Origin of the sequence: Flavonifractor sp. AGMB03687, assembly GCF_017811815.1 — a bacterium.
In the GTDB taxonomy this organism is placed as follows: domain Bacteria; phylum Bacillota; class Clostridia; order Oscillospirales; family Oscillospiraceae; genus Flavonifractor.
Window position 1 is genome coordinate 81,936 of the sequence record NZ_JADKZI010000006.1, and the last position, 16,278, is coordinate 98,213.

A 16,278-nucleotide genomic window follows, 5' to 3' on the forward strand; every position below is an offset into this window, starting at 1 on the left:
GGAAAGCTGAAAGCTGTAAACTTTCTATGAAACCGGAGGGGCACGACGGGGAATTTTTATCTTTTTCTATGGCCCTTCTTGTGGTATACTGAAGGAGATTAACAGGAAAGGCAGGAACCAATCATGAAGGAGCGCAGACCGGCCCCCCAGGCCGAGGCGGACGGCATCATTGAAGGCCGTAACGCCGTCACCGAGGCCCTCCGGGCGGGAACGCCCATTGACAAGATCTTCCTGGCCCGGGGAGAGACCGACTCTGCTCTGGCCCACATTGCCGCCGCCGCCCGGGACAAGGGCATCGTGGTGGTGGAATGCGACCGGAAGAAGCTGGACTTTATGAGCCGCACCCACTCCCACCAGGGCGTCATTGCCCAGGCGGCGGTGCGGGAGTACGCCAGCGTGGACGACATTCTGAACGCCGCCCGGGAGAAGGGGGAGCCCCCTCTCATCGTGGTGTGCGATGAGCTTTCCGACCCCCACAACCTGGGCGCGGTGATCCGCACCGCCGAGTGCGCCGGAGCCCACGGGGTCATCATCCCCAAGCGCCGCTCCGCCGGTCTGACGGCGGTGGTGGCCAAGACCTCCGCCGGCGCGGTGAGCCACGTACCCGTGGCCCGGGTACCCAACCTACCCGCCCTGCTCAAGGAGCTGAAGGACGAGGGCGTGTGGGTGTTCGGCACTGCCGCCGACGGCGACCGGCTGCTGTACGACGCCGACCTGAAGGGCCCCGCCGCCATCGTCATCGGCAGCGAGGGCACCGGCATGGGCCGTCTGGTGGCCGAGACCTGTGACTTCAAGGTGCGCATCCCCATGAAGGGCAAGCTCAACTCCCTCAACGCCAGCGCCGCCGCGGCCATCCTTCTCTATGAGGCCGTCCGCCAGCGCATGGGCTGATTTACCTATCCTCAGAAAAGGAGCATGCTCCCATGTCAAAGGACCGGGACGATGAATTGAATAAGGACGTGCCCGGCGGAGACGAATTTTCCCTGGAATCCATCCTGGCGGAGTTCGGCGGCGGGCAGAAGAAGAAAAAGGTGGAGGAGGACACCATCCCCTTCCCGGTGATCCCCCACAGCCAGCGGAACACCTCCAACGTGAAAAAGCCGGGACGGGTGCTCACCTTCCCGGAGGGCGGACAGGAGTCGGCCCGCGCCAAGGCCGCCCAGCCGCCGGTGGAGCAGGAGCCGCCTCCCAAAAAGGAGCCCCCCAAGAAAAAAGAGGCTCCCCCGAAACAGGAGGCACCCCGGCAGAAGGAGCCCCCTCCGGCGGACAACGTGCTGGACTTCCCTGACGAGGCGTCGGAGGAGAGTCCCCTCACCCAGGGCATCAACCGCCTGCTGAAAAAGGCGGACGACTACGCCGAGCACATGTTTGAAGAGGAGGGCATGGAGGACGACACGGCGGTGCGCCGGGCCGAGGAATTCATCCCCGGCACCGACGAGGAGGAGGAACCCTCCCCCCGCCGCCGGGAGCGCAAGCCCCGGAAGGAGCCGCCCCCCGCCCCCGATCTGCCTCCGGCGGATCTGGCCAAGCGGTACGGCAAGGGCCTGAAAAGCCTGAAGCTGCGCTCCACCCTGGTGTTTCTTCTCTTCCTCCCCGCACTCTATCTGACTCTGGACGCCTTCCCCCACCCTGCGATGCTGACGCCCGAGCTGCGGGTGCTCATCCTGGCCGCGGTGCAGGGATTGGCCATGCTGATCGGGCTGGACGCCCTCTTCCGGGGGCTGTTCGGTCTGCTGCGGCTGGACGCGGGCATGGACACTGTACTGGTCTTCGCCTCCGCCGCCACCCTGGCCGACGCGCTGACCATGTATATGCTGGACCCCCGGGAGGGCCAGATGCCCTACTGCGCCGCCATCGTGCTGGGCATTTCTTTGCTGCTGCGGGGCACCTACCGGAAGCGGCGGGGCCTGCGGCTGGCCTGTAAGACGGCGGTGGCCGCCTCCAACCCCTATCTGGTCACCCTGGACGAGGGCAAGTGGAACGGCCGGGACACCTATGTGAAGTGGTCCGGCGAGCCCATCGGCTTTGGCCGTCAGATCCAGGCCTCCGACGGCGCCCAGCGCATTTTTAGGCGCATCACCCCCCTGCTGCTCATTGCCAGCCTGCTGCTCAGCGTGGTGGTCTCCATTGGCCGGGGCGCGCCGGAGCGGCTGCTGTGGTGCCTTTCCGCCACCCTCACCGCCTCCGCTTCCCTGTCCGGCGCCCTGTGCTTCGGGCTGCCCTGGCTCTCCCTGTGCCAGCGACTGAGCAAGTCGGGTGCCGCCATTGCCGGCTGGGACGGCGTCACCGCCACCGGCGGCAGCGGCATCGTGGTCAACGACACCGACCTCTTCCCGCCGGGCTGCGTAGCCCTCAACGGCATCAAGATCTTTGGCGACTTCCCCGCGGAAAAGGTAGTGGCCGACACCGCCACCCTCATCCGGGAGTCTGGCTGCGGCCTGGACAAGATCTTTCACGACCTGCTGCGGGCCCAGGGGGCCATTTATCGCCGGGTGTCCAACTTCTTCTGCTATGAAGGCGGTCTGTCCGGCGTCATCCGCAACGAACAGGTGCTGGTGGGCTCTGCCGACTTCATGCGGCTGATGGAGGTGGCTCTGCCCCCCGGCCTGCGGGTGAAGAACGCGGTGTTCTGCGCCATCGACGGAGAGCTGGCGGGCATCTTTGCCCTGAACTACACCCTCCACGGCACGGTGGACCCCGCCCTGACCTCCCTGATCCGCAACCGGATCACCCCGGTGATGGCTACCCGGGATTTCAATCTGATCCCCGCCATGCTCCGCCAGCGGTTCAAGCTGCCGGTGGACCGGATGGAATACCCGGCGGCGGAGCGCCGCGTGGAGCTGTCCGACGAGGACCAGGCCCACAGCGACATCCTCACCGCCGTCCTCTGCCGGGAGGGCATCGGCCCCTACTCAGAGGCGGTGGTGGGCGCCGCCCGCCTGCGCCGGGCGGTGCGCACCTCGGCGGTGCTGGCCAGCCTGGGGGCGGTGGTAGGCCTGATCCTGGCCTTCTACCTCACCTTTGTGGGGGCCTACGCCTCCCTGTCCGCACCCAACCTCTTGGTGTTCCTCATCATGTGGCTGGTGCCCACTCCCCTGATTTCGGGGATGGTCAACAAATACTGAGACAAAAAGACTCCCTGCCCAGTGGGCAGGGAGTCTTTTTTCTGCTTGTGGGACTCAATAGCCCCCGTCGATGAAGATCCAGGGAGCATCTGCGTCTTCCCGCTGGAGGATGAACATGTAATCGGTGTAGGTACTGTTGGGATTCAGCACCGCCTGATTGCCATCTGTAGTAAACTCGCCGAATATAACAATTAAGTTATTGATTTGCTGAGGATCGTCCGTGTTCAGGTACCGGGCAGCCTCCTCATAGGAGCGCTGAGAGTCGTAGCTGAGGGTCCCCAGCGTGCAGCCTGCATAGCTGGTTTTAAAGAGGTCCCGCACCGCCTCAAAGGCTGCCTCCTGCTCTGCCTCGGAGTAGGTGTGGGCAAGGGGCTGGTTCATCTCCACCCACTCCTCATAATATGCCTCTGCATAGACAGATTCATAGGGGTTGGGTCCGTCGTAATCGTAGGCGTAGGTATACCAGCTAGTCTTGCCCTCCCGGGTGATCCCTACCAGGCCACTCTCCTTCAGGAAGATAAGGCTGTCTCCGTTTTCGGCGGTGCAGGTCATGGCCTCGCCGTTGAGCACCTCGGGCGCCTGGGCCTTCACCCAGGTCCGTACCCCGAGATAGCGGTTGGTGGCGCTGGTGCCGTAGGGCTGAGACTGCGTCTCCCGGCCGTTCTCATAGGTCAGCAGGGTCATGGGACGCTCCTGTTCCAGAATGGGAACCATCTCCCGCTCATAAATGTTCCAGGCCGGCGCCCCCTCCAGCAGTTCCACATGGCCGGCGCCCACGTCGTAGCCTTGCTCGCTCAGCCATTCCTTGGCGGCGGAGAGGGGCTCCAGCAGTCCGGGCTCATAGCCCTCGTCCACCTGATGCTGGAGGGCGGTATAGTAGTCCGCCGCCGTGGTACCGGTGTCCCGGGGCAGCACCAGATAGCGGGTGCCGTAGTTGTTGTCCATCCAGCCCTCCACGCACCAGAGGCCCCCCGTCCCCTGCTTGGCAGGCTGGGAGAGGAGAAGGGTGATGGACTCGCTCCAGTCCCCGGTCCGGAAGTAGACGTAGCGGTGGTCGCTGTCCCACAGGCAGCCGTCGTGGAAGGTCATGCTGGCGTCGTATGCCTCCAGGCTGTTGCGGGCAATGAAGTCGGGGCATACCTCCTCCGGCAGGCGGGTGTTCAGGGTCTCCCAGGCCTTGCTCTGCTCCTCCAGGGTGGCCTGGTCCTGGGAGTCACTGTAGAAGCGCACGTCGGTGGGGTGGAACCGCACATAGTACCAGCCGTCCTTGCAGGCAAAGAGGTCCACCCCGCTGCCGTCGGAGACCAGATACTGCTCGTACTGGGCCTGATCCCACCGGGCCAGGGTGAAAAGCCACCCCATATCGGTGTCGCCGCCCCCCGCCGCCTCGTAGCTGCGCTTCTCCCACACGGAGGCCAGGAAGGTATCCCCCTCCTCCGGCAGCTTCACCAGCAGCTGGTCGTCCAGATCCTTGGGAAGGGCCATCTGGAGGTCAAAGTCCAGGTCGTACAGCGCCGCCTCCTCCAGCAGGGCGCTCTGGTCCGGCGAGGGCGCCGGACTGGCGCTGGGCACCGCGCCGCTGATGGCGGCGCAGCCGGTCAACGCAATGGCCAGGGCCAGGGTGGCCGCCAGCGCGGCAGGGCCCTGCTTTCTGCCTTTCATCATGGTCACCAGCCTTTCCTTCAGCTGCTGCTTTTCCTCGCATAAGGTGGTGGCCAGCACCCCCATGCCTCTGGGAGGCCGGGCGGCCAGGGCCAGCAGGGTCTCCCCGTAGTGCCGCCGGGCGGGGCCGTCCATGGCACGGGTCACCGCCTCGTCACAGGCCAGCTCGCAGGCGTGGGAGATCTGCCGCCGCACCACCGCCATCAGGGGGTTGAACCAGTGGAGGCTGGTCACTGCCGCCGCCAGCCATTTGTAGAGCAGGTCGTGCCGCTTGGCATGGGTCAGCTCGTGGGACAGAATGTCCTCCAGCCGGTCGACCTCCACCCCTCGGGGCAGCACAATGGCAGGCCGCACCACTCCCAGCAGCATGGGGGTATGGACGTGGATGCACTCCAGCAGAGCCACCCGGCCTTTGGGGTCCAGGGCGGCCAGCACTTGCCGGGCCTCTTCCCCGGCGGGCCGGGCGGAGGCGCGCACCAGCGCGGCAAAGCGCCGGTAGCCCCATACATACCGCCCCAGCCACAGGGCGGCCCCGGCAGCCCACAGGCCAAACCCCAGGGTCGGGGAGGTCACCAGCCCCCGCCAGTCAAAGGGCGCAGGGGCGGGCGTCTCCGGCACGGCGGGGCTTTCGGGCTTGGCGGGATTTATGCTCTCCCCTGTCTGACCCTGCACAGTTCCGGTCTGCATCCCACCGGAAGGCACGGTCTGGGTCTGGGCCTGGGTAACCGGCTCCGCCGGCTGGGCGGGCAGGGGGATGGTCACCCCCCAGGGCAGGCACAGCCGCACCAGCACCAGCAGCCACAGGTAGTAGGCCGCCGCCTTGCTCTTGATGAGGGGGCGCACCAGCATGAGCAGCACCGCCAGCACCGAGCCCAACAGGCTCAGCTTGAGCAGGGTATACAGGAAGGATGTCATAGAAAACACCCCTTTCCTCAGTGTTTCAGGAAATCGTCCACGGGGCAGGTATCATCGGTGAAATACCAAAAATCGGCTCCGTTTTCCGCCCCGTCGCCGCTGATTCGCAGGGTATAGCTCTGTCCCTGCTCGGGCAATTCAAAGACCACCATCTGGTAAGAGGACAGCCCCGCCTTCCAGATCACAGAATTGCCGTCAGCGTCATACAGGCCCACATGGACCCCGGGCAGATTGCTGGGGAGATTCCCCTCCACCCCAAAGGCCACATAGTGCGCCTGTTCCGGGAGAATGGAACTGCCCACCGTCACGCCGCTCTGACCGCCGCCGTCGGACTCCGGGGCAAACACATACCCCAGCCAGCTCTCCTCCGGCTTCAGCGCCAGATCCGCGTCCGCCCCGTTGAGCAGAGCGGAAAGCTGTGCCATCTGCTTCCAGTCCAGCTCCAGGGTCCAGCCCTGCACCTGATCGGCGGTCTGGAAATGCTCTACCAGATTGCCGGTTCCGGCAGCAGTTCCTCCGTCCACTAGGGCACAGCCCATCAGGGCAGCCGATAACAGCACCGTCACCCCAAGGGCGATGGGGCTCTGTTTCCTCTTATCCATGATCAGCACCAGCCTTTCTTTCATCTCTTCCTTTTTCTCGCATAGGGTGGTGGCCAGCACCCCCATGCCTCTGGGGGGCCGGGCGGCCAGGGCCAGCAGGGTCTCCCCGTAGTGCCGCCGGGCGGGGCCATCCATGTTACGGGTCACCGCCTCGTCACAGGAGAGCTCACAGGCGTGGGAGATCTGCCGCCGTACCACCGCCATCAGGGGGGTTGAACCAGTGGAGGCTGGTCACCGCCGCCGCCAGCCACTTATAGAGCAGGTCGTGCCGCCGGGCGTGGGTCAGCTCGTGGGACAGGATGTCCTCCAGCCGGTCGGCCTCCACTCCACGGGGCAGCACGATGGCAGGCCGCACCACTCCCAGCAGCATGGGGGTGTGAACGTGGACACATTCCAGCAGAGTCACCCGGCCTTGGGGGGCCAGGGTAGCCAGCACTTGCTTGGCCTCTTCCCCGGCAGGCCGAGCAGAGGCGCGTACCAGCGCGGCAAAGCGCCGGTAGCCCCACACATACCGCCCCAGCCACAGTGCCGCCCCGGCCCCCCACAGGACGAACCACAGGGTTGAAGAGGTTACCACTCCCCGCCAGTCCAACGGCGCAGGGGCGGGATTTGCGTCCTCCTCTGTCCCCTCCTGGACCGGCTGGGTCTGTGTCCCGTCAGATTGGACGGTCTGGGTCTGGGACAGGGTGACCGGCTCCATGGGCCGGGCGGGCAGGGGGATGGTCACCCCCCAGGGCAGGCACAGCCGCGCCAGTACCAGCAGCCACAGGTAGTAGGCCGCCGCCTTGCTCTTGATAAAGGGCCGCACCAGCATCAGCAGCACCGCCAGCACCGAGCCCAACAGGCTCAGTTTGACCAGCGTCAGCAGAAAGGCCGCCATATCAGCCCCTCTCTTCCCTGTCCAGGGCGTCCAGCAGGGCCCGCAGCTCGGCGATATCCGCTCCGGTCAGCTGGTCGTGCTCCACCAGGGCGGCCACCATCTGCCGGGCCGACCCGGCGTACAGCTTGTCGATGAGCTTGCGGGTGCGGCTGGTGCCTACCTCCTCCCGGCTCACCAGAGGATAGTAGGAGTAGACCTGCCCCTTCTCCTGGGCCGCCGCCCCCTTGGCGCACAGCCGCCGCAGCAGGGTCTTGACGGTCTCCCCGTTCTTCTCCGCCAGGGCCCCCTTGATCTGCCCCAGGGGCAGGGGTTCAGCCGCCTGCCACAGCACCTCCATCACCTCCAGCTCCGCCTCGGTGATCTTTTCTTCCACAGCGCCCATAGCGATGCCTCCTTCCGGTTACAAATGTACCTTTCACGTATAGGGTACAACTGTAACCTCATTCTGTCAAGGCCGGACCGGTTACAATTTCATGACGTTTTCGAACAGATTTCCAGGTTTTGAAAATTATTTTCATACTCTACAGTTTGGTGAAAATTGGCACATAACCCCCTCCAGCCCTTGCATTTATTTGTCAGAATGCTATAATAGAACCCAGCGATCGGTCCCGCCGACCGGGCGGGGCCAACTTAGGAGGAATGGAAAATGGGCAATTCTCATAAGTACGTCTACTTGTTCTCCGAAGGCAATGGCTCCATGCGGGAGCTGCTGGGAGGCAAGGGCGCCAACCTGGCTGAAATGACTAATCTGGGCATGCCGGTGCCTCAGGGCTTTACCGTGACCACCGAAGCCTGCACCCAGTATTATAATGACGGTCGTCAGATCAACGAGGACATCCAGGCTCAGATTTACGAGTACCTGGGTAAGATGGAAGAGATTTGCGGCAAGAAGTTTGCCGATCCCGAGAACCCCCTGCTGGTTTCCGTCCGCTCCGGCGCCCGGGCCTCCATGCCCGGCATGATGGACACCATCCTCAACCTGGGCCTCAACGACGTGGTGGTGGAAGGCCTGGCCAAGTTCACCAACAACCCCCGTTTCGCCTACGACTCCTACCGCCGGTTCATCCAGATGTTCTCCGACGTGGTCATGGAGCTGTCCAAGAAGCGCTTTGAGGAGATCATCGACGAGGTCAAGGCCGAGAAGGGCGTCAAGCTGGACGTGGAGCTGGACACCGACGACATGAAGCGCCTGGTGGTCCTCTTCAAGGAGTTCTACAAGAAGGAAAAGGGCGAGGACTTCCCCCAGGATCCCAAGGTCCAGCTGATGGAGGCCGTCAAGGCCGTGTTCCGCTCCTGGGACAACCCCCGTGCCAATGTGTACCGCCGCATGAACGAGATCCCCTACGACTGGGGCACCGCCGTCAACGTACAGTCCATGGTGTTCGGCAACTCCGGCAACAACTCCGGTACCGGCGTGGCCTTCACCCGCAACCCCGCCACCGGTGAGAAGGCCCTCTTCGGTGAGTACCTTATCAACGCCCAGGGCGAGGACGTGGTGGCCGGCGTGCGCACCCCCTCCCCCATTTCCAAGCTCCATGAGGAGATGCCCGCGGTGTACGAGCAGTTTGCCGACATCGCCAACCGCCTGGAGCAGCACTACAAGGATATGCAGGACATGGAGTTTACCATCGAAAATGGGAAACTGTACATGCTCCAGACCCGTAACGGCAAGCGCACCGCCACCGCCGCCATCAAGGTGGCCGTGGACCTGGTGGACGAGGGCATGATCGACGAGAAGGAGGCCGTGTGCCGCGTCGATCCCAAGCAGTTGGACGCTCTGCTGCACCCCACCTTCGATCCCGAGGCCCTGAAGAAGGCCGACGTCATCGGCAAGGGCCTGGCCGCCTCCCCCGGCGCCGCCTGCGGCAAGGTGGTCTTCACCGCCGAAGACGCCAAGGAGTGGCATGACCGGGGCGAGAAGGTCATCCTGGTCCGTCTGGAGACCTCCCCCGAGGACATCGAGGGCATGCAGGTCTCCCAGGGTATCCTCACCGTCCGCGGCGGCATGACCTCTCACGCCGCCGTGGTGGCCCGCGGCATGGGCACCTGCTGCGTGTCCGGCTGCGGCGAGATCGTGGTGGACTACGAGGGCAAGAAGTTTACGCTGGGCGGCAAGGTCTATCATGAGGGCGACTGGATCTCCCTGGACGGCTCCACCGGCAACATCTACGGCGAGGCCATCGCCACCGTGCCCGCCGATCCCGGCTCCGGCTACTTCGGCCGCCTGATGGGCTGGGCCGACAAGTATCGCCAGCTGATGGTGTACACCAACGCCGACAACCCCCACGACGCCGCTCAGGGCTACGCCTTCGGCGCTCAGGGCATCGGCCTATGCCGCACCGAGCATATGTTCTTCGAGGGCGAGCGCATCAAGGCCATCCGTGAGATGATCGTCTCCGACAACGTGGCCGACCGCGAGAAGGCCCTGGCCAAGATCATGCCCTATCAGCAGGGCGACTTCGAGGGCATCTACGAGGCCATGGAGGGCCACCCCGTGGTCATCCGCTTCCTGGATCCCCCGCTGCATGAGTTCCTCCCCACCAAGGAGGAGGACATCGTGGAGATCGCCAACGAGATGGGCATTCCTCTGGAGAAGCTCCACAACGTCATCGACTCCCTCCACGAGTTCAACCCCATGATGGGCCACCGCGGCTGCCGTCTGGCGGTTGCCTATCCCGAGATCGCCGCCATGCAGACCACCGCCGTCATCAACGCCGCCATCACCGTGCAGAAGAAGCACCCCGACTGGACCATGGTCCCCGAGATCATGATCCCCCTGGTGGGCGAGGTGAAGGAGCTCAAGTTCGTCAAGGACGTGGTGGTCAAGACCGCCGACGCCATCATCGCTGCCTCCGGCATCGATATGAAGTATGAGGTGGGCACCATGATCGAGATCCCCCGTGCCGCCCTCACCGCCGACGAGATCGCCAAGGAGGCCCAGTTCTTCTCCTTCGGCACCAACGACCTGACTCAGATGACCTTCGGCTTCTCCCGTGACGACGCCGGCAAGTTCCTGAACTACTACTACGAGAATAAGATCTACGAGTCCGATCCCTTCGCTCACTTGGATCAGAAGGGCGTAGGCAAGCTGGTGGATATGGCCGTCAAGCTGGGCCACCAGGCCCGTCCCGACATCCACATGGGTATCTGCGGCGAGCACGGCGGCGACCCCACCTCCGTGGAGTTCTGCCACAAGGTTGGCCTGGACTACGTGTCCTGCTCTCCCTTCCGTGTGCCCATCGCCCGCCTGGCCGCCGCGCAGGCTGCTATCAAGAACCCCCGCAAGTAAGAGTTCTGTCATTCACCATTGGATTTGATGAAGCACAAACCTTCTATAAATCCCATGGATACGGCATAAAACCGTCAAAATGGCATGATTTAACCGTGGAGGTTTATATCTAATCGCCAAAACCCCCGTACATTCCCAATTGGGCAATGTGCGGGGGTTTTTTATTGTTATTTTGGGCTGTTTGTACAAATCTAAACGGGAACGCAAAAATGTATTCTGATTTCAAAAATACATTTTGTCCATGCTCGCTGCTATTTTCACAGCAGCCAGTTCCGTAATTTTGGACGAATTCAGCTTTCAGTAAAGGGGGCCATTATGGGACGAGACGATCAAAGGCAAGCAGTAAAAAACATTCCCTTGGAACAACTGAAGCCATTTAAGAATCATCCCTTTCAGGTACGAGACGATGAGGAATTTCGGCGTCTTGTTGAGAGCATTGAAATTCACGGTGTAATTCATCCAGCGGTGGCTCGCCAGATTGGTGAGGAATGCTATGAACTAATTTCTGGTCATCGACGCAAAGCGGCTTGTGAAGTATTGGGTTACTCTGAGATGCCTGTTTTAGTCCGGTCTATGACGGATGATGAGGCAGTTGTAAACATGGTAGATGCAAACCTTCAGCGTGAGACGATTCTCCCAAGTGAAAGAGCCTTTGCATACAAAATGAAGTTGGCAGCTATGAGCCATCAGGGGCGTAAAGGATTTACTTCCGCCCAACTTGGGCGGAAGTGTGTCGGAAAAGAATCCAGAGAGTTAATTGCTGAACAAGTCGGTCAAAGTCGCAACCAAATTTCTCGCTATATCCGTCTTACTGAATTAATACCAGAAATTCTTGAAATGGTTGATAATCGAAAAATCGCATTGAATCCAGCTGTATCTATTTCCTACTTGGACAAGAAGCAACAAAAGCTACTATATAAGGTGATGGTAGCACTAAAAGCAACCCCATCTATTTCTCAGGCAAAAGCCATCCGAGAAAAGGCCAGTGAATCAGACTTCACAGAAGATTACTTGGTTTCTATCTTATCGAAAAAGAAACCAAACCAGAGAGAGCCGATGATTGTTGAAGAAGAAGAAATCAAGCAGTATTTCCCCTCGCATTACAATAGTGAACAGATGCACAACACGATTTTACTGTTGATTAGGAATTGGAGTAAAAAGCGTGGCTACACACAATAAAAGGTCATTATACCTTGTCACAACAGGGAGCAGAAAATTTTTCTGCTCCTTTTTTTATTTTTTGCGCAACAAACGGCCTCTGCCGTGGCCTACAAGTGAGAGTTACATCTCATGGACCTTGAAAATTCAGAAGAACATCAGGTACAACCGTCCCTCGGAGAGCCACTCCGGTGATACGCCATGACGCCTACGGGTCGAGCGACTTCCCTATCGCCGGTAAAGAGCTTGATAACTTGAGGCCACGATCCAGGGACAGGGGGAAAACTTACACTCAGCCACAGTCCGAGCGTTAAAAGCGTCGCAGGCAATGGGAGTGTCCGGTACAGAACCGTGATAAATGAATCCTAAATCAAAAGGATGCCGAAATGTTCTTGATTTTAAGAAAACCCAAGGGGGTAGTTTACCCTCTTTACATTCCATCTTCTGTTCAATACACAGGAGGAAACTGAAATGAACACACAAATTATCGCCATCGCCAACCAGAAAGGCGGCGTTGGCAAGACAACCACCTGCGCAAACCTGGGTATCGGGCTGGCACAGGCCGGGAAGAAAGTGCTGCTGATCGACGGGGACCCGCAAGGAAGTCTGACCATCAGCCTGGGCCACCCCCAGCCGGACAAGCTCCCCTTTACCCTGTCCGACGCGATGGGCCGTATCCTGATGGACGAGCCGCTGCGCCCCGGCGAGGGTATCCTGCATCACCCGGAGGGCGTTGACCTGATGCCCGCTGACATCCAGCTCTCCGGCATGGAGGTCTCTCTGGTGAACGCCATGAGCCGAGAGACAATCCTGCGGCAGTATCTGGACACTCTCAAGGGACAGTATTCCCAGATCCTGATTGACTGTCAGCCCTCCTTGGGGATGCTTACGATCAATGCGTTGGCTGCTGCCAACAGGGTAATAATCCCCGTCCAGGCGGAGTATCTGCCCGCCAAGGGCTTGGAACAGCTGCTCCAGACGGTCAATAAGGTGAAACGGCAGATCAACCCCAAGCTCCAGATCGACGGTATCCTGCTGACGATGGTGGACAACCGCACCAACTTTGCCAAGGAGATTGCGGCTCTGCTGCGAGAAACCTACGGCAGCAAAATCAAAGTGTTCGGAACTGAGATTCCCCATTCCGTCCGGGCAAAGGAAATCAGTGCCGAGGGCAAGAGTATTTTTGCCCATGACCCCAAGGGCAAAGTGGCCGAGGGTTACAAAAATCTGACCCAGGAGGTGATGAAACTTGAAAAGCAGCGCGAAAAAAGTAGAGCTTGCTCCATACGATGACTTGTTTTCCACCGAAGAAAGCCGCCAGGATGCCAAGCTGGAGAAGGTACGGGAAATCCCGCTGTCTGAACTGCATCCTTTCAAGAACCATCCCTTCAAAGTCAAGGATGACGAAGCCATGATGGAGACCGCCAACAGTGTTCGGCAGTACGGTGTTCTGGTTCCGGCGATTGCTCGCCCGGACCCGGAGGGTGGCTATGAGCTGGTAGCCGGTCACAGGCGGCACCGGGCCAGTGAACTGGCCGAGAAAGAAACCATGCCGGTCATTGTCCGCGACCTGGACGATGATGCCGCCACCATCATCATGGTGGACAGCAACTTGCAGCGGGAAAGCCTGCTTCCCAGCGAGAGAGCCTTTGCCTACAAGATGAAGCTAGAGGCTATGAAGCACCAAGGGGAACGGTCCGATTTAACTTGTGCCCAAGTTGGGCACAAGTCGGATGGAAAGAAGTCACGGGATATTTTGGCCGAGCAAGTTGGTCAGAGCCGAAATCAAATTCAACGCTATATCCGCCTGACAGAACTGATTCCCGAACTGCTGGATATGATTGATGAACAGAAAATCGCACTCAATCCGGCTTATGAGCTGTCTTTCCTCAAAAAAGAGGAACAGCGGGATTTGCTGGACGCGATGGACAGCGAACAGTCTACCCCCTCTCTTTCCCAGGCCCAGCGGCTCAAGAGATACAGCCAGGAGGGACATCTGACCCTCGATATGATGCGCGTCATCATGGGCGAGGAAAAGAAAAGCGATCTGGACCGGGTGACTTTCACCTCCGACACCCTGCGGAAGTATTTTCCCAAGAGTTACACGCCCCAGCGGATGCAGGAAACCATTATCAAGCTGCTGGAGGCGTGGCAGAAGAAGCGCCAGAGAGACCAGGAACGATGAAAGGAGCCGCCTATGAGGGATATTTCGGCCCGTGAGCTGAAAGGGCACAACATTCTTGCCGTAGAGCGTTTTCAGGATAACACCCGCTGGATGATCGAGTTTTCCGTTCAGCGTCCCAGTTCTTACGGTAGCCCCGGTGATGAAATGCGGCTGTTTCTCACAGAGGACGGGTATCAGGCCGCTCTCCTGAGTCAGCAGCGCCGGGAAATCAAAATCAAGCGGTATGCCCATGTGATCGAGGGCCATGTCCTCGACTTCAAGCCTAAAAGAAAGCATCACCCTTGATATGTTGTATGTTGGAAGAAATAGACCATTGCGAGATTGGGGGGATATATATGCACACAGTTGAAGATTTGGAAAACACACTGAAGGATATCTTTATAACTACTGAATCGACTTACAACCAGCAAGTCGAACTGGAAAACCTTTTGGAAGAAGTTGATCCGCGGTCTCTTATTCGTACCATCTGGGAAAACTCCGAGACCATATACTCTTTTCGCACTGAAAAAAACAGAGAGCAGTGCATGGTGTATTGCGAATCAGAGCTTTTCAAGAAGTGGGTAACGCTTCTATATTCTGAAAATGGTTCCGGTAGCCCAATTGATGCTCAAACTATAAATCTATGGCTATTACATGATGCCGGATTTCTTGTCACCGCTGATTTTTATCTCGCCTTGGATGGCAATGAGTATGTTACAGAGTGTCGCCTCTACAAAGGGGTCAATTGGGAATGCAGTGAAGTCAGTTCACAGTTAGATGCATTGATTGCCGATCTCGACAAAACGGTCAGAGGCGTTTCAGTGGATGATGTGTTTTATGACCTGTAACACGATGAAACACGAACGGCAAGGCAGGTGATATAGCATGGCTGTTTTTCGTGTGGAACGCACAGGTGATTACACCGTCATGAGTAACTTCCATCTGAAAGACAAACGGTTGTCGTTGAAGGCGAAAGGACTGCTCTCTCAGATGCTGTCTTTGCCGGACGATTGGGACTACACCTTATCTGGTCTTTGTTTTATCAACCGGGAAAGCAAAGATGCCATTCGTTCTGCAATCAACGAACTGGAACGTGCGGGGTATATCCGACGCAGGCAGACTATAGATGCCACCGGAAAATTTGGGGCCAATGAATACAGCATCTATGAGCGCCCCATTACAGATGTTCCGTCATCGGAAAATCCGACAACGGAAAAACCGATAACGAAGAAACCGTTGCCGGAAAATCCGACACAATTAAATACTAAGAAATCAAGTACCCAAAAACAAAATACTCATAGAGCAAGTACCGATTCCATTCCCTTCCGGGAGATAGCGGCAGCACAGCTGCCGGAACGGAAAGGAAGGGATGCGATGTCGCTCACAGAGATGGAGAGTTATCGGGATTTGATTCTGGAGAACATCGAGTATGACCACCTGTGCCGGGAGTTTACCACCTACCGGGAGGACCTGGACGAGATTGTGGAGCTGATGGTGGAGACCGTCTGCGCCAAGCGGAAAACCACCCGGATCGCTGGCAGCGACTTTCCCCATGAGGTGGTCTGCTCCCGGTTTTTGAAGCTGGACTGCTCCCACATCGAGTTTGTCATGGAGTGCCTGCGGAACAATACCACCGAAATCCGCAACATGAAGCAGTATCTGCTTGCGGTGCTGTTCAATGCGCCGACCACGATCAGCAACCACTACACCGCACAGGTTAACCACGATATGTACGCAGGCGGCTGGTAAACAGCCGCTTTTCTACTGCCCGGACGCACCGGGAGAAAGGATTTTGCCATGAAACGACCCCTTGCTTACATTACGGCTCCCTGGAGCAACAGCCAGTATGAGAACGCCGAGAACGCTGCGGCCTACTGCCGTCAGGTGTATGACGCCGGGTATTCGCCCATCTGCCCGGTGCTGTTCCTGCCCACCTTCCTCAAGGACGAGATTCCCCAGGAACACAAGGACGGGCTGGATATGGCGCGGGACTACCTGCGCCGGTCCCATGTGCTGGTGGTCTGCGGCCACGGTATTGACGAGACCGTGAAGAATGACATCGCCACCGCCGAGCGCCTGCGGATCACCGCCACCACCCTGAACGGTATCCTGACCGTGAAGGGCCAGGGGCGCGGGAAAGGAGGTGCGCGCCATGCCTGAGCGTAAGACCGTGGGCCAGCTGATGGAGGAAATGCGCCTCAAAGCCGGGGCACAGAACTACCACGGGCACGAGTACATGGATTTACAGCGGTTTGCTGAGGATACCCGGCACATGATTATCTTCGATGTGCTGACCTACGATTCCCCGGTGGGATGGAAGGGCGAACGGACCCGTCTGTTTCTGACGGAGGCCGGATACCAGAAAAGCCTGGAGAGCCAGGAAAAGGGCCACATCAAGATTCTCAGCCATGCCAAGGTGCGTCAGGGACATCTCTACTATGATCGTTCCGACCAGCTGCGCTGAAAGGAGGTTCTAATCGTGA

General features: G+C 59.4%; 15 protein-coding genes. 11 read left to right on the forward strand and 4 right to left on the reverse strand.

All coding sequences use genetic code 11. The features are described 5' to 3' along the window. Nucleotides 1–123 precede the first annotated feature (123 nt). Together rlmB and J9789_RS12730 are read left to right on the forward strand one after the other, a co-directional pair. Nucleotides 124–891 carry a 23S rRNA (guanosine(2251)-2'-O)-methyltransferase RlmB gene (rlmB, locus tag J9789_RS12725; RefSeq protein WP_209345984.1) on the forward strand — a complete coding sequence of 256 codons (768 nt, stop codon included), beginning with the start codon at nt 124–126 and terminating at the stop codon, nt 889–891. Nucleotides 892–923: 32 nt separating this feature from the next. Beyond that, nucleotides 924–3,125 carry a hypothetical protein gene (locus tag J9789_RS12730; RefSeq protein ID WP_209345986.1) on the forward strand — a complete coding sequence of 734 codons (2,202 nt, stop codon included), beginning with the start codon at nt 924–926 and terminating at the stop codon, nt 3,123–3,125. 54 nt (nt 3,126–3,179) lie between these two features. Here the strand turns inward: J9789_RS12730 and J9789_RS12735 are convergent, their stop codons facing one another. The 4 genes from J9789_RS12735 to J9789_RS12750 are packed head-to-tail and all read right to left on the reverse strand — an operon-like array spanning nt 3,180 to nt 7,566. Then, nucleotides 3,180–5,702 carry a M56 family metallopeptidase gene (locus J9789_RS12735; protein WP_209345988.1) on the reverse strand — a complete coding sequence of 841 codons (2,523 nt, stop codon included), beginning with the start codon at nt 5,700–5,702 and terminating at the stop codon, nt 3,180–3,182. Nucleotides 5,703–5,719: 17 nt separating this feature from the next. Then, entirely contained in the window at nt 5,720–6,508 is a 789-nt protein-coding gene (locus J9789_RS12740) for a M56 family metallopeptidase (protein WP_209345989.1), read from the reverse strand. Then, the gene (locus J9789_RS12745) at nt 6,471–7,184 is read right to left on the reverse strand and encodes a M56 family metallopeptidase (protein ID WP_209345991.1); all 714 of its coding nucleotides are present in this window, start codon (nt 7,182–7,184) and stop codon (nt 6,471–6,473) included. The genes J9789_RS12740 and J9789_RS12745 overlap by 38 nt, the downstream gene beginning before the upstream one ends. A 1-nt stretch (nt 7,185) precedes the next feature. Further along, a complete protein-coding gene (locus J9789_RS12750; RefSeq protein ID WP_209345993.1) occupies nt 7,186–7,566 on the reverse strand; it encodes a BlaI/MecI/CopY family transcriptional regulator in 381 nt (126 codons plus the stop codon). 264 nt (nt 7,567–7,830) lie between these two features. On the opposite strand from J9789_RS12750, the gene ppdK reads away from it, so the two are divergent. The 9 genes from ppdK to J9789_RS12795 all read left to right on the forward strand — a co-directional run bounded on the left by ppdK (nt 7,831) and on the right by J9789_RS12795 (nt 16,259). Further along, complete coding sequence (ppdK, locus tag J9789_RS12755) at nt 7,831–10,473, forward strand: pyruvate, phosphate dikinase (RefSeq protein WP_209345996.1); 2,643 nt, start codon at nt 7,831–7,833, stop codon at nt 10,471–10,473. Between the two features lie 315 nt (nt 10,474–10,788). Continuing rightward, complete coding sequence (locus J9789_RS12760) at nt 10,789–11,652, forward strand: ParB/RepB/Spo0J family partition protein (RefSeq protein ID WP_209345998.1); 864 nt, start codon at nt 10,789–10,791, stop codon at nt 11,650–11,652. Nucleotides 11,653–12,102: 450 nt separating this feature from the next. Further along, nucleotides 12,103–12,924 carry a ParA family protein gene (locus J9789_RS12765; RefSeq protein ID WP_209346000.1) on the forward strand — a complete coding sequence of 274 codons (822 nt, stop codon included), beginning with the start codon at nt 12,103–12,105 and terminating at the stop codon, nt 12,922–12,924. Further along, nucleotides 12,881–13,816, forward strand: coding sequence for a ParB/RepB/Spo0J family partition protein (locus tag J9789_RS12770; protein WP_209346002.1), 936 nt, complete (start codon nt 12,881–12,883; stop codon nt 13,814–13,816). Before J9789_RS12765 ends, J9789_RS12770 begins: the two co-directional genes overlap by 44 nt. A 12-nt stretch (nt 13,817–13,828) precedes the next feature. Further along, on the forward strand, nt 13,829–14,101 hold the full coding sequence (locus J9789_RS12775; protein ID WP_204651777.1) for a DUF5720 family protein: 273 nt from the start codon (nt 13,829–13,831) through the stop codon (nt 14,099–14,101). Nucleotides 14,102–14,151: 50 nt separating this feature from the next. Further along, nucleotides 14,152–14,643 (forward strand): hypothetical protein, encoded by a 492-nt coding sequence (locus J9789_RS12780; RefSeq protein ID WP_209346004.1) that lies wholly within the window; start codon nt 14,152–14,154, stop codon nt 14,641–14,643. Between the two features lie 37 nt (nt 14,644–14,680). Next, the gene (locus J9789_RS12785) at nt 14,681–15,544 is read left to right on the forward strand and encodes a DUF6017 domain-containing protein (RefSeq protein ID WP_209346006.1); all 864 of its coding nucleotides are present in this window, start codon (nt 14,681–14,683) and stop codon (nt 15,542–15,544) included. Between the two features lie 48 nt (nt 15,545–15,592). Then, complete coding sequence (locus J9789_RS12790) at nt 15,593–15,955, forward strand: hypothetical protein (protein WP_209346008.1); 363 nt, start codon at nt 15,593–15,595, stop codon at nt 15,953–15,955. Continuing rightward, nucleotides 15,948–16,259 carry a DUF5720 family protein gene (locus J9789_RS12795; RefSeq protein WP_209346010.1) on the forward strand — a complete coding sequence of 104 codons (312 nt, stop codon included), beginning with the start codon at nt 15,948–15,950 and terminating at the stop codon, nt 16,257–16,259. The genes J9789_RS12790 and J9789_RS12795 overlap by 8 nt, the downstream gene beginning before the upstream one ends. The last annotated feature ends 19 nt before the right edge of the window (nt 16,260–16,278 follow it).

Excerpts from the sequence above, each read along its gene's own strand:
- J9789_RS12730 (WP_209345986.1), top strand. The coding sequence starts at position 924 with ATGTCAAAGGACCGGGACGATGAATTGAATAAGGACGTGCCCGGCGGA.
- J9789_RS12775 (WP_204651777.1), top strand. The coding sequence starts at position 13,829 with ATGAGGGATATTTCGGCCCGTGAGCTGAAAGGGCACAACATTCTTGCC.
- J9789_RS12795 (WP_209346010.1), top strand. The coding sequence starts at position 15,948 with ATGCCTGAGCGTAAGACCGTGGGCCAGCTGATGGAGGAAATGCGCCTC.
- J9789_RS12760 (WP_209345998.1), top strand. The coding sequence starts at position 10,789 with ATGGGACGAGACGATCAAAGGCAAGCAGTAAAAAACATTCCCTTGGAA.
- J9789_RS12780 (WP_209346004.1), top strand. The coding sequence starts at position 14,152 with ATGCACACAGTTGAAGATTTGGAAAACACACTGAAGGATATCTTTATA.
- J9789_RS12765 (WP_209346000.1), top strand. The coding sequence starts at position 12,103 with ATGAACACACAAATTATCGCCATCGCCAACCAGAAAGGCGGCGTTGGC.
- J9789_RS12750 (WP_209345993.1), bottom strand. The coding sequence starts at position 7,566 with ATGGGCGCTGTGGAAGAAAAGATCACCGAGGCGGAGCTGGAGGTGATG.
- ppdK (WP_209345996.1), top strand. The coding sequence starts at position 7,831 with ATGGGCAATTCTCATAAGTACGTCTACTTGTTCTCCGAAGGCAATGGC.
- J9789_RS12745 (WP_209345991.1), bottom strand. The coding sequence starts at position 7,184 with ATGGCGGCCTTTCTGCTGACGCTGGTCAAACTGAGCCTGTTGGGCTCG.
- J9789_RS12740 (WP_209345989.1), bottom strand. The coding sequence starts at position 6,508 with ATGGCGGTGGTACGGCGGCAGATCTCCCACGCCTGTGAGCTCTCCTGT.
- J9789_RS12785 (WP_209346006.1), top strand. The coding sequence starts at position 14,681 with ATGGCTGTTTTTCGTGTGGAACGCACAGGTGATTACACCGTCATGAGT.
- J9789_RS12790 (WP_209346008.1), top strand. The coding sequence starts at position 15,593 with ATGAAACGACCCCTTGCTTACATTACGGCTCCCTGGAGCAACAGCCAG.
- rlmB (WP_209345984.1), top strand. The coding sequence starts at position 124 with ATGAAGGAGCGCAGACCGGCCCCCCAGGCCGAGGCGGACGGCATCATT.
- J9789_RS12735 (WP_209345988.1), bottom strand. The coding sequence starts at position 5,702 with ATGACATCCTTCCTGTATACCCTGCTCAAGCTGAGCCTGTTGGGCTCG.